Annotated in this window: 11 protein-coding genes; 6 read left to right on the top strand and 5 right to left on the bottom strand. The window is 70.9% G+C overall.

Annotation, left to right across the window (positions count from 1 at the left end; genetic code table 11):
* The 4 genes from VED21_RS08585 to hexR form a co-directional block, all read right to left on the bottom strand.
* Nucleotides 1-536 (bottom strand): amino acid permease (locus VED21_RS08585; protein WP_324881918.1); only part of this gene is annotated, 536 nt, incomplete at its 3' end.
* A gap of 41 nt (nucleotides 537-577) precedes the next feature.
* Complete coding sequence (gene eutC / locus VED21_RS08580; RefSeq protein WP_324881917.1) at nucleotides 578-1,342, bottom strand: ethanolamine ammonia-lyase subunit EutC; 765 nt, start codon at nucleotides 1,340-1,342, stop codon at nucleotides 578-580.
* Nucleotides 1,342-2,733: an ethanolamine ammonia-lyase subunit EutB gene (locus VED21_RS08575; protein ID WP_324881916.1), complete on the bottom strand. Its 1,392-nt coding sequence runs from the start codon at nucleotides 2,731-2,733 to the stop codon at nucleotides 1,342-1,344. The genes eutC and VED21_RS08575 overlap by 1 nt, the downstream gene beginning before the upstream one ends.
* Before the next feature lie 100 nt (nucleotides 2,734-2,833).
* A complete protein-coding gene (hexR, locus tag VED21_RS08570) occupies nucleotides 2,834-3,736 on the bottom strand; it encodes a transcriptional regulator HexR (protein WP_324881915.1) in 903 nt (300 codons plus the stop codon).
* 356 nt (nucleotides 3,737-4,092) lie between these two features.
* Between hexR and edd the strand changes: the two genes are divergently transcribed.
* From edd to VED21_RS08540, 6 genes are read left to right on the top strand one after another with little or no spacing between them, the layout of a single operon-like run.
* On the top strand, nucleotides 4,093-5,910 hold the full coding sequence (gene edd, locus VED21_RS08565) for a phosphogluconate dehydratase (RefSeq protein ID WP_324881914.1): 1,818 nt from the start codon (nucleotides 4,093-4,095) through the stop codon (nucleotides 5,908-5,910).
* Between the two features lie 16 nt (nucleotides 5,911-5,926).
* On the top strand, nucleotides 5,927-6,577 hold the full coding sequence (gene eda / locus VED21_RS08560; RefSeq protein ID WP_324881913.1) for a bifunctional 4-hydroxy-2-oxoglutarate aldolase/2-dehydro-3-deoxy-phosphogluconate aldolase: 651 nt from the start codon (nucleotides 5,927-5,929) through the stop codon (nucleotides 6,575-6,577).
* The gene (locus VED21_RS08555) at nucleotides 6,574-7,158 is read left to right on the top strand and encodes a gluconokinase (protein ID WP_324881912.1); all 585 of its coding nucleotides are present in this window, start codon (nucleotides 6,574-6,576) and stop codon (nucleotides 7,156-7,158) included. Before eda ends, VED21_RS08555 begins: the two co-directional genes overlap by 4 nt.
* The gene (locus VED21_RS08550; protein ID WP_324881911.1) at nucleotides 7,155-7,709 is read left to right on the top strand and encodes a TRAP transporter small permease; all 555 of its coding nucleotides are present in this window, start codon (nucleotides 7,155-7,157) and stop codon (nucleotides 7,707-7,709) included. The genes VED21_RS08555 and VED21_RS08550 overlap by 4 nt, the downstream gene beginning before the upstream one ends.
* Entirely contained in the window at nucleotides 7,706-8,983 is a 1,278-nt protein-coding gene (locus VED21_RS08545) for a TRAP transporter large permease subunit (RefSeq protein ID WP_324881910.1), read from the top strand. Before VED21_RS08550 ends, VED21_RS08545 begins: the two co-directional genes overlap by 4 nt.
* A 29-nt stretch (nucleotides 8,984-9,012) precedes the next feature.
* Nucleotides 9,013-10,020 (top strand): TRAP transporter substrate-binding protein, encoded by a 1,008-nt coding sequence (locus VED21_RS08540; protein WP_324881909.1) that lies wholly within the window; start codon nucleotides 9,013-9,015, stop codon nucleotides 10,018-10,020.
* 113 nt (nucleotides 10,021-10,133) lie between these two features.
* Here the strand turns inward: VED21_RS08540 and VED21_RS08535 are convergent, their stop codons facing one another.
* The gene (locus tag VED21_RS08535; protein WP_324881908.1) at nucleotides 10,134-13,490 is read right to left on the bottom strand and encodes an ABC transporter substrate-binding protein; all 3,357 of its coding nucleotides are present in this window, start codon (nucleotides 13,488-13,490) and stop codon (nucleotides 10,134-10,136) included.
* Nucleotides 13,491-13,698: the final 208 nt, after the last annotated feature.

Genomic DNA, 13,698 nt, shown 5'->3' with positions numbered 1-13,698 from the left:
GTGAAGTTCGACCAGGAGAAGCCGGGCGACACCACGCCCATGAACACCACCAGTTCGAAGATCGCCAGCAGCGTGACGAACAGCTCGAACGTGGCGGCGATGGACACGCCGGCGATGTTCAACCCCATGAACACGACATAGGCGCCGACCGCCACCAGCTTGGGATCCAGCGCCGGGAACTGCACGTTGAGGTACGCGCCGATCGCCAGCGCGATGGCCGGCGGTGCGAAGACGAACTCGATCAGCGTGGCGAAGCCGGCGACGAATCCGCCGTTCGGTCCGAAGGCGCGGAAGCTGTAGGCGAACGGGCCGCCGGCGTGCGGGATCGCGGTGGTCAGCTCGGTGAAGCTGAAGATGAAGGTGGTGTACATCGCCGCGATCAGCACCGTGGTGACCAGGAACCCCAAGGTTCCCGCCGCCGCCCAGCCGTAGCTCCAGCCGAAGTACTCGCCGGAGATGACCAGCCCGACGGCGATGCCCCACAGGTGCAGGCCGCTGAGGCTGCGTTTCAACTCGGGTTTCGCGCTTTCAGACATGCCGTGTACCCTCCTGTTCGTGAATTATGCCTGTTCGTGAATTATGATTGGCCGATGGATTGCGGCCCGGACGCCGGGCCGTGCAGGGCCGGGGCGTCGTCCTTGAGCGCGACCCCGGTCAGTTTCAGCCGCGCCGCCTCGTTGGCGAGCCAGCACAGCTTGTCCGCCGCCGCCGCGACGGGCAGTCCGGCGGCGTGGATGTTGGAGATGCAGTTGCGCCGGGAATCCGGGCACCCCGGCTCCGGCGCCCAGGTCAGGTAGACGCCGAGCGAGTCGGCCGCCGACAGCCCCGGCCGCTCCCCCACCAGCAGCGCCACCAGCCTGGCACCCAGCAGCGCCCCGACCTCGTCGCCCAGCGCGACGCGGGCCTGCTCCGCCAGCACCACCGGCGCCACCGACCAGCCCGGCAGCCGGTCCAGGCAGGCGCGCACCAGCGGCGCGGCGTGCGCCTGCACGGCGGCGGCCGACAGCCCGTCGGCGACGACGAAGGCGATGTCCCACACGCCGGCCGGCAGCGCCGCCCGGCCGTCTCCGTCCAGCCGGCGGCCGAGGTCCGGCCGGCGCAGGTAGGTGGCGCGGTCGGGTGCCGCGCTGCGCACGCGGATGGTGGGATGCGGGGCGAGGTCGCCGGCCAGCCGGTCGAAGTCCACGGCACCATGCACCGCGTCGCGGGCGCGGGCGTGGGCGAGCTGGAAGTCCAGCAGCGCCTTGGTCGGCAGGCCGTCGCCGCTGCGTCCCAGCCCGATGCGCGCACGGGTGACGGTGCGGAAGCGCTGCCAGGGATCGGTCTCCGGGCGGTCGGCCATCAGGTGATCCTCCCGATGAGGGCCTGCGCCGTGCCGCCGTGCGGGCCGTGGGGCGACAGGCGCCGCTGCGCGTCCAGCCAGCCGGCCTTGTCCAGCCACGCCTCGAACTCCGGCGCCGGGGGGCGGTTCAGCAGGTGCCGCAGGCCGAGAACGTCGTGGTACGACAGGCTCTGGTAGTTCAGCATGACGTCGTCGGCGCCGGGCACCGCGATCAGGAAGTTGACCCCGGCGGTGGCGAGCAGCGTCATCAGGACGTCCATGTCGTCCTGGTCGGCCTCGGCGTGGTTGGTGTAGCAGACGTCGCAGCCCATCGGCACGCCCAGCAGCTTGGCGCAGAAATGGTCCTCCAGCCCGGCGCGGGTGATCTGCTTGGCGTCGTACAGGTATTCGGGGCCGATGAAGCCCACCACCGTGTTGACCAGCAGCGGCTCGAACGCCCGCGCCACCGCGTAGGCGCGCGCCTCCACCGTCTGCTGGTCGATGCCAAAATGCGCGTCGGCGGACAGCGCCGAGCCCTGGCCGGTCTCGAAGTACATGACGTTGTTACCGACCGTGCCGCGCTTCAGCGCCAGCGCGGCGTCCCGCGCCTCGCGCAGCAGCGCCAGCGAGACGCCGAAGCCCTGGTTGGCCTTCTCCGTGCCGGCGATCGACTGGAACACCAGGTCGACCGGCGCCCCGCGCTCGATGGCCCGCAGCGTCGTGGTGACGTGCGCCAGCACGCAGGACTGCACCGGGATGTCGAGGCGCTGGCGCAGCGTGTCCAGCATCTCCAGCAGCGTGATGCAGGCCGGCACGTTGTCGGTGGCCGGGTTGACGCCGATCACCGCGTCGCCGATGCCGTACAGCAGGCCGTCCAGGGCGGCGGCGGCGATGCCGGTGGGGTCGTCGGTGGGGTGGTTGGGCTGCAGCCGGCTGGACAGCCGCCCCGGCAGCCCGACCGTGGTGCGGAATCCGGTGACGACCGAGCACTTGGCCGCCACCGTCACCAGATCGTGGTTGCGCATGATCTTCGACACCGCCGCCGCCATCTCCGGCGTCAGGCCGGGGGCGAGTGCGGCGAGTGCGGCGGTGTCCGCCTCGTAGGACAGCAGCCACTCGCGGAACGCGCCTACGGTCATCGACGCAACGGGCGCGAAGGCCGCGGCGTCGTGGCCGTCGAGGATCAGGCGCGTGACCTCGTCGTCCTCATAGGGGACCAGCGCTTCGTTCAGGAAGGTGGCGAGCGGCAGGTCGGCCAGGACCATGCGCGCCGCCACCCGGCGCTCGTCGCTGTCGGCCGCGATCCCGGCCAGCTCGTCGCCCGACCGGCGCGGCGACGCGCAGGCCATGACCGCCTTCAGATCATCGAAACGGTGCCGCTGCCGTCCGAGCGTGTGCGCGTATTCCGGCATGCCAAGACCCATGTCCCGCCGTGTGAGGAAGGCATGGTGACACGGGTTGCGCCGAAGGCAGTTGACATTGCGACACAGGCCGCCGCGGCCGGGCCGGGCGTCAGCGTGGCCGTGACCGGCCCTTGCCCGACGGTGCGGCCGGCCGGCCGGCGCGCGTGCCGGCCAGGGCGGACTTCACCTTGGCGAGGTGGCGCCGGGCGGCGGCGCCGATCCGCAGCGCGGTCCCCGTGGACAGCACGTCGATGATGGCGAGGTGGATGAGGCGCGACGCCATCGGCGTGTAGATTTCCGCGTCCTCCACCGGATCGGTGCCGATCGCCACGGTGGCGATTGCCGCCAGCGGCGATCCCGGCGCCGTGATGGCGATCACCGGCACGCCCTGGGCGCGGGCCGCCTGGGCGAGTTCGATCAGCGCCAGCGTGCGGCCGGTGTTCGACACCGCCAGCAGGATGCCCTGCTGGCTGCCCAGGTTGACGGCCAGCATCTGCACGATCATGGGGTCGGCGCTCGCCTGCGCCGCCATGCCCAGGCGCAGGAACTTGTGCGCCGCGTCCGCCGCCACGACCGCCGACGCCCCCATTCCGATGCACAGGATGCTCGACGCGTCGGCCAGCAGGTCGACGGCCCGCGCGATGGCGCCGGCGTCCAGCGTCCCCGCCGCGTCGTTCAGCGCCGCCGCCGCCGATGAAAAGATTTTTCGCGCGACCGCCGGCAGGTCGTCGTCCGGCGCCACGTCCTGGCTGACGAACGGCGTGCCGCCGCGCGCCTGGCATTCGGCAAGGCGCAGCTTGAAGTCGGGAAAGCCGCCGCAGCCCACGCTGCGGCAGAAGCGGACCACGGTCGCCTCGCTGACCATCGCCGTCTGGGCCAGCGCGGTGATGCTCTGCCCAAGGACCTTCTGCGGATCGGTCAGCACCATCTCCGCCACCTGCCGCTCCGAACGCTTCAGCTCCGGCAGGCGCTGGCGGATGTGATCGACGATGTTGAGGGGCGTGATGAGCATGGGTGCGGTCCATCCGTCGCGGTGACAGCGCCTGGGGCCGGGCCTGGGGGCCGGGCTGGGAGCCGGGCGACGTCCGGGCACATCCTCCGGCCTCCCGCCGAGGCTTGGCAAGCCTGCCGCCTGATATGGCGATAATTTTCATTTCTGGCAAGGAATTGTGCGCTGCAGCAGCGCTATATGAAAAAAATTTTCTTCACAGCCCGATGCTGTTCGGGTATCGTCCCCGTCCACAAGGTCTCGGCAGAAGACCGCCCGGAGGAGTCCTGGAGGAGTGCGCGCGCAGGCGCGGACCACCGGTTACGCCGTTTTCTCTTCCGCGCCATTCGTCTGCCGGGCCGCCCCCGTGGAGCCGCCCGATGCCCGAATCGCTCAACGACGTCGTCCGCCGGGTGACCGGGCGGATCGCCGCGCGCAGCCGCGACAGCCGTGCGGCCTACCTCGGGCGCCTGGAGGCCGCCGCCGGACGGCCACGGCGGCACCGGCTGGGCTGCGCCAACCAGGCGCACGCCTTCGCCGCCTGCCCGGCGGTCGACAAGGCGGACCTGCGCGGCGGCGACGCGCCGGCCATCGCCATCGTCACCGCCTACAACGACATGCTGTCGGCCCATCAGCCGTACGAATCCTACCCGGGCGCCATCAAACAGGCGGTGCGCGCGGCCGGCGGCGTCGCCCAGGTGGCCGGCGGCGTGCCGGCCATGTGCGACGGCGTCACCCAGGGCCACGCGGGGATGGAGCTGTCGCTGTTCAGCCGCGACGTGATCGCCATGGCCACCGCCGTGGCGCTGTCGCACGATGCCTTCGACGGTGTCCTGTGCCTGGGCGTGTGCGACAAGATCGTGCCGGGGCTGCTGATCGGCGCCTTGTCCTTCGGCCATTTGCCGGCCGTCTTCGTGCCGGCCGGCCCCATGCCGTCCGGCTTGTCGAACCCCGAGAAGAGCCGCGTGCGCCAGCTGTTCGCCGAGGGGAAGGTGGATCGCGCGGCCATGCTGGACGCGGAGGCCGCCGCTTACCACGCGCCCGGCACCTGCACCTTCTACGGCACCGCCAACACCAACCAGATGCTGATGGAGGTCATGGGCCTGCACCTGCCCGGGGCCAGCTTCGTCCCGCCCGGCACGCCGCTGCGCGCCGCGCTGACCGAGGCGGCGGCGAAGCGTGTGGTGGCGATGACCGCGCAGGGCACGCGGCACACGCCGCTGGGCCTTCAGGTGGACGAGCGTGCGGTGGTCAACGGCATCGTCGGCCTGCTGGCGACCGGCGGCTCCACCAACCACACGCTGCACATCCCTGCCATCGCCGCGACCGCCGGCATCCGGGTGACGTGGGAGGATTTCGCCGACCTGTCGGCGGTGGTGCCGCTGCTGGCCCGCGTCTACCCCAACGGCAGCGCCGACGTGAACCGCTTCCACGCGGCCGGCGGCATGCCCTTCCTGATCGGCGAGCTGCTGGACGCCGGGCTGCTGCACGCCGACGTGCGCACGGCCTGGGGCGGGCTGGAGTCCTACCGCCGCATGCCGGTGCTGGAAGACGGCGCGCTGGCCTGGGCCGAACCGCAGACGGAGAGTGGCGACCCGGCGGTGCTGGCCCCTGCCGCCCGGCCGTTCGCGCCGGACGGCGGGCTGCGCGTGCTGTCCGGCAACCTGGGGCGCGCGGTGGTCAAGGTCTCGGCGGTGGCACCCGAGCATCGCGTGGTCGAGGCGCCGGCCCGCGTCTTCGACGACCAGGACGGCGTGCGGCAGGCCTTCGCCCGCGGCGAGCTGGACCGCGACGTGGTCGTGGTGGTCCGCTTCCAGGGGCCGCAGGCCAACGGCATGCCGGAGCTGCACAAGCTGATCCCGCCGCTGGGCGTGCTGCTGGACCGCGGGCACCGGGTGGCGCTGGTCACCGACGGGCGCCTGTCGGGGGCCTCGGGCAAGGTGCCCGCCGCCCTGCACGTGACGCCGGAGGCGGCGGCCGGCGGCCTGCTGGCTCTTCTGCGCGACGGCGACGTCGTGCGCGCGGACGCCGAGTCCGGCACGCTGGAGGCGCTAGTGGACGCCGCCGAATGGCGGCGGCGCCAGGACGGTGCCGCCGAATATTCCGCCCCGGAGGCAATGGGCTGCGGGCGCGAGCTGTTCTCCGTTTTCCGACGCGCGGTCGGGGGTGCCGAAAGCGGCGCCTCCATCTTCAGCTGACGTGAAGGGGTCGTTCATGGATCGCAAACGTTCTTCCCTTGCGGCCATCCTCGGCCGCGCGCCGGTGGTCCCGGTGATCGTCCTCGACGACGCGGACGCCGCCGTGCCGCTGGCCCGCGCCCTGGTGGCCGGCGGCCTGCCGGTGCTGGAGGTCACGCTGCGCACACCGGTGGCGCGCGAGTGCGTGCGCCGCATCCGCGCCGAGGTGCCGGAGGCCCTGGTGGGCGTCGGCACCGTCCTGACCGCCGAGCAGTTGCGCGAGGCGGAGGCCGATGGTGCGGCCTTCGCCGTCAGCCCCGGCGCCACGCAGCATCTGTTCGACGCGGCTGACGAAAGCGCGGTGCCCCTGCTGCCCGGCGTCGCCACGGTGAGCGAAGCTATGGTGGCGGCCGAGCGGGGCCATGCGTTCCTGAAGTTCTTCCCGGCCGAGGCGGCCGGCGGCACGGCGGCGCTGCGCGCCTTCGCATCGCCGCTGCCGCACCTGCGCTTCTGCCCGACCGGCGGCATCGGCGCCGACAAGGCGGCGGAGTACCTGCGCCTGCCCAACGTGGTGTGCGTCGGCGGCTCCTGGCTGGCGCCCGCGGCGGCGGTGAAGGCCGGCGACTGGGACACCATCCGCCGCGCCGCCCAGGCGGCCGCGGCCCTGCGCGAAGGAGCGCCGTCATGAGCGGCAAACCCATTGTGGTCGTGATGGGCGTGTGCGGCTGCGGCAAGTCGCTGGTGGGCCGGATGCTGGCCGAGCGGCTGGGCGTGGCCTACGTCGAGGGGGACGAGCACCACCCGCCCGCCAACATCGCCAAGATGTCCGCCGGCACCCCGCTGACCGACGAGGACCGCTGGGGCTGGCTGGGCACGCTGGGCGGCTTCATCGCCGACGCCGACCGGCGCGGGGAAGGGCTGGTGCTGTCCTGCTCGGCCCTCAAGCGCCGCTACCGCGACCGGCTGCGCGGAGACCAACTGGGCGTTGATGGCCGGCGCGTCGCCTTCCTGCACCTGCACGGTGACAAGGCGCTGATCACCGAACGCATGCGCGCCCGCTCCGCGCACTTCATGCCGGCCAGCCTGATCGACAGCCAGTTCGCCGCGCTGGAGCCGCCGGGGGCGGACGAGGCGGCGCTGACCATCGACGTCGCCCGCACCCCCGACGCGATCGTCGCCGAATTCCTGGATCGCCTGCCCGACCTGCTGCCCGGCCAGCTGTCCGGGAAGGGGCCGACGCCACCCATGCCCGCGGAGAATCCGGCATGAAACGCTTCATTGACGGCCTGGAGAAGGTCACCGAATGGGTCATGGCGCTGATGCTCGCCGTGATGGTGGCCCTGGTCTTCGGCAACGTGGTGCTTCGATACATGTTCAACAGCGGCATCGTCGCGGCGGAGGAGATCGCCCGGCTGATGTTCGTCTGGCTGGTCTTCCTGGGCGCCACGCTGGCGCTGCGCCACCAGCAGCACCTGGGGCTGGAGCTGGTGCAGGTGCGGCTGCCGCCGAAGGTGCGCCGGGCCTGCGCGGTGGTCAGCCACCTGTTGATGCTCTACGCGCTGTGGCTCTTCGTCGAGGGCAGCTGGATCCAGCTGCTGATCGGCATGGAGACCTATTCGACCGTGCTGCGCTTTCCCATGGCGTTCTACGCCGCCGCCGGCTTCTTCCCGGCGCTGGCCATGGGCTGCGTCGTGCTGACCAACCTGTGGAAGATCCTGTCCGGCGAGCCCGGCGCCCGCGTCCCCGGCGATGACCCGGAGAAGCTGCCGGTCGCCCAGGGCATCGACGCCCAAGCCCTGCTGACGAGGCCGCGGCCATGACCCTCACCATCTTCCTTTCCTCGCTGTTCGGGCTGATGGTCCTGGGCATGCCCATCGCCTTCGCGCTGATGCTCACGGGTGTCGCGCTGATGGTGCACCTGGACTTCTTCGACGCCCAGCTCGTCGCCCAGAACATGCTGAGCGGCGCCGACAACTACCCGCTGATGGCGGTGCCGTTCTTCATCCTGGCGGGTGAGCTGATGAACGCCGGCGGCATCTCCCAGCGCATCATCAACCTGGCGGTCAGCCTCGTGGGCCACATCCGCGGCGGCCTGGGCTTCGTCACCATCGGCGCGTCCGTGCTGCTGGCCAGCCTGTCCGGCTCGGCCATCGCCGACACCGCCGCGCTGGCGACGCTGCTGATCCCGATGATGCGCGACCACGGCTACCCGGTGCCGCGCTCGGCCGGGCTGATCGCGTCGGGCGGCATCATCGCGCCGATCATCCCGCCGTCCATGCCCTTCATCATCTTCGGCGTCACCACCAACACCTCGATCAGCGGGCTGTTCATGGCCGGCATCGTGCCGGGCCTGCTGATGGGCCTGGGGCTGGTGTTCGCGTGGATGTTCGTGGTGCGCGACATGAACGTCACGCTGCAGCCGCGCGCCAGCGGGCGCCAGCGGGTCAAGGCGGTGATCGACGGCGTGTGGGCGCTGCTGCTGCCCATCATCATCCTGGGCGGCCTGCGCGGCGGCCTGTTCACGCCGACGGAGGCCGCGGTGGTCGCCGCCGTCTACTCGCTGGTGGTGGCGATCTTCGTCTACCGCCAGGTGAAGCTGCCGGACCTCGTGCCGCTGCTGGTCAAGGCGTCGCGCACCACCGCCACGGTGATGTTCCTGTGCGCCGCCGCACTGGTGTCCTCCTACATGGTGACGCTGGCCGACCTGCCGCAGCAGATGAACGAGTTGCTGCACCCGCTGCTGGACCAGCCGAAGCTGCTGATGGCGGCCATCGCGCTCTTGCTGCTGGCGGTGGGCACTGTGATGGACCTGACGCCGACCATCCTGGTGCTGGGCCCGGTGCTGACGCCGCTGGCGGCGGCGGCCGGCATCGATCCGACGTATTTCGGCGTGATGTTCGTGCTGATCGGCACGCTGGGCCTGATCCATCCGCCGGTGTGCACGGTGCTGAACGTGGTGTGCGGTGTCGCCCGCATCTCGCTGGAAAGCGCCACGCGCGGCATCTGGCCGTTCCTGCTGACCTACATGGTCCTGATCGCCCTCTTCATCGCCGTGCCGGAGATCATCACCGTGCCGGCCCACCTCGTCCGCTGACCACAAGAACCCCCAGGGAGTTTCCCCCCATGAAGCTCGTGCGCACCCTTCTCCTGGCGGCCGGCCTCGCCACCGCGCTGGTCTCCGCCGCAGCCGCGCAGGACGTCAAGCCGCGCCTGATCCGCTTCGGCTACGGCCTGTCGGAAAGCTCCAACCAGGGCCGGGCGGTGAAGTTCTTCGCCGAGGAGCTGTCCAAGCGCTCCGGCGGCAAGCTGAAGATGAAGGGCTTCGGCGACGCCAGCCTGGGCAACGACATCCAGATGCAGAACGCGCTGATCGGCGGCGCGCAGGAGATGATGGTCGGCTCCACCGCCACGCTGGTCGGCATCGTCAAGGACTTCGCCGTCTACGACCTGCCGTTCCTGTTCAACAACGAGCAGGAGGCCGATGCCGTGCTGGACGGCCCGTTCGGGCAGAAGCTGATCAACAAGCTGGAGGAGAGGGGGCTGGTCGGGCTGGTCTACTGGGAGAACGGCTTCCGCAACCTGACCAACTCCAAGCGCCCCGTGACCAAGGCCGAGGACCTGGGCGGCATCAAGCTGCGCGTCATGCAGAACCCGGTCTACATCGACATGTTCAACCGCTTCGGCGCCAACGCGGTGCCGCTGGCCTTCTCGGAGCTGTTCACGGCGCTGGAGACCGGCACGGTGGACGGCCAGGAGAACCCGGTCACCACCATCCAGTCCTCCAAGTTCTACGAGGTGCAGAAGTACCTGACGATCTCCAAGCACGTCTACAGCCCGTGGATCGTGCTGGCCTCCAAGCGCTGGTTCGACGGCCTGTCCAACGACGAGCGCACGATCATCCGCGAGGCCGCCGCCGCCGCCCGCGACTTCGAGCGCAAGGACAGCCGCGAGGCGTCGCTGAAGTCGGTCGGCTTCCTCAAGGAAAAGGGCATGCAGATCAACGAACTGAGCGACGCCGAGCTGAACCGCATGCGCGAGATGGTAAAGCCGGCCTTCGAGAAGTACGCCGCCGAGGGCGGTGCGGAGCAGCTGAAGGAGCTGCAGGCGGAGATCGCCAAGGTGCGCAAGTAACCGCACCCTTTCGACACAGGGCTCCTGGTGACGGCGCTGGTGCGGACTTCCCCTCCCGCCTGATCCCACTCGGGCCGCGGCACCCCCGCCGCGGCCCGTTTTTTGTCCTTCGTTCACCCTCCCCGCGGCCGGGCGGTTGTGGCCGCGAAGAACAGCGTGCCCAGGCGCGACAGGATGCGGCTGCGGATCTTCACGGCGGCGTTGCCGTCGATGGCCGACGCTCCCTCCGCCTCCAGGGCGGCCATCTGGTTGCGGGTCATCAGTTCGCCCACACGGTCCATCAGTTCCGGATGGGATTCCAGGACGGGCGAGACGTCGTCGCGCGCCAGCGAGAACAGCACGGCCCGCCCGATGGCGGTGACCGTGGTCAGGCGCCGCTCGCCCTCCAGCAGGGCCTCGATGCCGACCAGGGCGCCCGGCCCGAAGCGCTCGACCTCCTGCTCCGTGCCGGGTCCCCGGTGCCGGGCGACCAGCACGCCGGCCGCGACGAGGAACAGGGCGTCGGCCGGGTCCCCCTCGTGGAACAGCGTTGTGCCGGGTCCCACGCTCCGCCGCCGCGCCGCCGCCGCCAGCTGCTCGCGCTCGCGGGCCGGCAGGGTGGCGAAGGGCTCCGCATCGGCCAGCAGCGCGTCGGCCGGGATCTCCAGCACCGGCGGCATCGGCTGTTGGAGCGGCGGAAGGCCGCCGGACGGGGCGGCGGTGATCATCGGGATCCCGGCGCGCTGGAAGATGCGGTGGATGCTCAGCAGCACGGCCTGTTCCTGCGAGCCGGCCTTGCTGCGGTCCACGCAGTCGAAGCGCAGGGAGAAGCGCGCGCCCACGCCGTCCACCCCGGTGTAGGTGACGCCGGTCACACCCAGGTTGCGGCGCCCGTCCACCGGGCGGGTGAGGCGCAGCGCGTCCAGCAGCAGTTCGGTCACCCGCGCGGGGTCGATGTCGGCGGGGGCGTACTGCGTGCGCTCGATGAGGAAGTGCTTTTCCGGGTAGGAGAAGTTTTCCAGCCGTGCCCCGGTGACCACCGAGTTGGGGATGTTCAGGATGGTGTTGGCGAAGGTGCGCACCTTGGTGGCGCGCCACGAGATGTCCACCACCTGGGCGACCGGGTTGTCGCCGATCCGGATCCAGTCGCCCGGCCGGATCGGCCGCTCGATGTTGAGCGCGATGCCGGAGAACACGTTCGACAGGTTGCTCTGCACCGCCAGGCCGACGATCATCGCCACCAGGCCGGAGCCGGCCATCAGCCCGGTCACGTCGCGCTCGAAGACGTTGCTGACGATGACGAACAGCGTCAGCACCACCACCACGCCGGTGACGAAGGTCTTAATGACGCGCGGCACCGGACGGCCGGTCGCCGCCTCCAGCGGCGTCCACACCAGCTTCCCCGTCGCGGCGAGCAGCAGGCTGCCCGACGCCACCCACCACAGCAGGTCGAAGAAGCGGATCACCCCGCCGATCATGCGCTCCTGCCCGAGGTCGGCCAGCAGCCGCATGGCCGCGCACTCGCCGGTCAGCAGCAGCCCGCCGGTGGCGGCGGCCAACAGGAGAAGCACGGTGCGCGGCCGGCGGGCCGCCCACGGCGTGTCGCTCGCCCACAGCAGCAGGGCGAAGACCAGCGCCAGCGCCAGCGCGCCCGCCTCGGCCTCCGGGGTCAGCCATTGCCGGCGCAGGCTGGGGTTGGTGGGGCCAAGCTCCACGCCGAGCGCCACGCCGGGGGCGCTGACCACCGGGACGGCGCCGGTGGTCAGCGCCGGGTCGCCCAGGCTGGAGCGCTCCAGCGTGTCGGCGTACAGCGTGGCCTCCGTCATGGAGAAGCCGGCCGGCAGCACGGCCGTGCGCGACAGGAGCCGCACCAGCGGCGCGCCGGACAGCGCCGGCAAGGCCGTGGAATCCGGCACGTAGATCAACTGGTTCTGCGACAGCGAGCGGTGGTGGAAGGCGATCGGCACGCCGATGCGGCCCTGCGCCGCGCGCGCGCCGTCGCCGGCGATCTGGAAACGCCCGCTGACGCGGAAGCGGCGGTATTCGATGCCGTCCACCGACGAGGATTTCACCGGATCGCCCAGCACGATGGGCTTGACCGCGCCCAGGAAGCCGATGTCCGTCACCGGGACGTCGCCCTGGAAGCGGAACCACAGGTCGAAGTCCACGTCGATCTGGTCGGGGTTGTCGGCGACACGCTCGATCCGGCGCGGCGACAGGCCGCTGTAGACGACGGGGACGCGGCTCAGCGCGTCGTTGTGGACGTTGTGATGCAACTGCATCAGCGAGGACATCAGCAGGTTGGAGAACTGGCCGATGGTCACCGGCTTCATGGCGTTGCCCTGGGCATCGAACCAGGTGACGCCGGTGGCGCCGGGAACGCCCATGCCGGGGCTGCGCATCAGGGCGAGCTGGTCGCGGATGGCCCGGCGCGGTTCGGCCGGCATCTCCGCCCCGAAGCCGGCGCGGTGCATGGCCTCCACCAGCACCTTGGCGGCGTCGTAGGCGTAGGGCGCGCTCCAGCTCTCCATGCCGCCCAGCTTCGCGGTCATCCGTTTGATGAGCTGCCGCGCCTCGACGTTGGCGGTGTCGGCGAGGAACGGCGCCGAGACGAACAGGCCGTTGGTGTAGAAGCCGGGCGAGGTCTGCTCGCGCGGCATGCGGGAGAAGGCGTTGGCCAGTTCGATGGTGCCCAGCGGGTCGGGCCCGAGGATGCGCAGCTTGATGCCAGCGTCGCGGATCGCCTTGATGATGGGAACGGCCGTTCGCTGGAAGGACAGCAGCAGCACGACGGTGTCGGGCGGCAGCGCCGCCAGTTCGCGGGTCAGCACGTCCAGGCGCGCGGCGGCGTCGTCGGCCTGGGGGTCGCCGGTCCAGTCCGCCAGGATGGGCAGGTTGAGCTGGCCGGCCTCGCGGCGGACCACCCCGCCCATGCGGTCGGCGTACTTGCTGGGCGCGCGCACCACGGCGATGCCGGAGGCCCCCAGGATGTCGCGGGCGTAATAGGTGAGGAACTCGCCCTCGCGGTCGTCGGAGAAGATGGTGCGGAAGTACCAGGGGTTGCCGTCGGTCACGTCGGGGGCGGTGGAGCGCGGCGTGATGGCGGGGACGCCCGCCTGGGCGTAGATCGGGCCGGCCGCCAGCGATCCGGTGGAGGAGCTGTGGCCGATGACCGCGACGATGCGCGGGTCGGCGGCGATCTGCTGCGCCACGGCGCGGGCGCGGTCGGCGTTGTTGTCGTCGTCGAAGGTGACCAGTTCCACCTTCCGTCCGCCGATGCCGCCCGCGGCGTTGACCTGATCGATGAGGTCGGCCGCGGCGGTCGCCATTTCGCTGGTGTTGCGGCTGGTGGCGCCCGCCTGCCTGCCGACATAGGCGATCTGCACGCTGCCCTGGAAGGTCGGTTCGCGGGTGTTGTGCTGGGCCACCAGCCGCGCGGCCACATCGCCCACGAACAACAGCAGCACCAAGGCGATGAGGAACCGCTTCATCGGGTAAGCTCCCTTGCGTCGAACGGGCAGCTATACCCTCCAAGGTCCTAAGAATACCTTGTTCCCGGAGGCGCCCCACCCGTTGAAGGGAGCCCGCCGCGCGGCCGCGGCTCAAGATCGGGCATTGCAAGCATCAGGGATGCCGATATAGGATGAGCATGAAAATAATTATCATTCTCATAACGACGTCCGGACTTGCAGCGACGTC

Origin of the sequence: Azospirillum sp. (assembly GCF_035627195.1) — a bacterium.
In the GTDB taxonomy this organism is placed as follows: domain Bacteria; phylum Pseudomonadota; class Alphaproteobacteria; order Azospirillales; family Azospirillaceae; genus Azospirillum.
The sequence above is the reverse complement of the archived record's forward strand: the minus strand, read 5'-3'. Positions and strand labels throughout refer to the sequence as shown.

Coding starts and splice junctions, on each gene's coding strand:
- eutC (WP_324881917.1), bottom strand. CDS start 1,342: ATGGCCGACCGCCCGGAGACCGATCCCTGGCAGCGCTTCCGCACCGTC.
- VED21_RS08575 (WP_324881916.1), bottom strand. CDS start 2,733: ATGCCGGAATACGCGCACACGCTCGGACGGCAGCGGCACCGTTTCGAT.
- hexR (WP_324881915.1), bottom strand. CDS start 3,736: ATGCTCATCACGCCCCTCAACATCGTCGATCACATCCGCCAGCGCCTG.
- edd (WP_324881914.1), top strand. CDS start 4,093: ATGCCCGAATCGCTCAACGACGTCGTCCGCCGGGTGACCGGGCGGATC.
- eda (WP_324881913.1), top strand. CDS start 5,927: ATGGATCGCAAACGTTCTTCCCTTGCGGCCATCCTCGGCCGCGCGCCG.
- VED21_RS08555 (WP_324881912.1), top strand. CDS start 6,574: ATGAGCGGCAAACCCATTGTGGTCGTGATGGGCGTGTGCGGCTGCGGC.
- VED21_RS08550 (WP_324881911.1), top strand. CDS start 7,155: ATGAAACGCTTCATTGACGGCCTGGAGAAGGTCACCGAATGGGTCATG.
- VED21_RS08545 (WP_324881910.1), top strand. CDS start 7,706: ATGACCCTCACCATCTTCCTTTCCTCGCTGTTCGGGCTGATGGTCCTG.
- VED21_RS08540 (WP_324881909.1), top strand. CDS start 9,013: ATGAAGCTCGTGCGCACCCTTCTCCTGGCGGCCGGCCTCGCCACCGCG.
- VED21_RS08535 (WP_324881908.1), bottom strand. CDS start 13,490: ATGAAGCGGTTCCTCATCGCCTTGGTGCTGCTGTTGTTCGTGGGCGAT.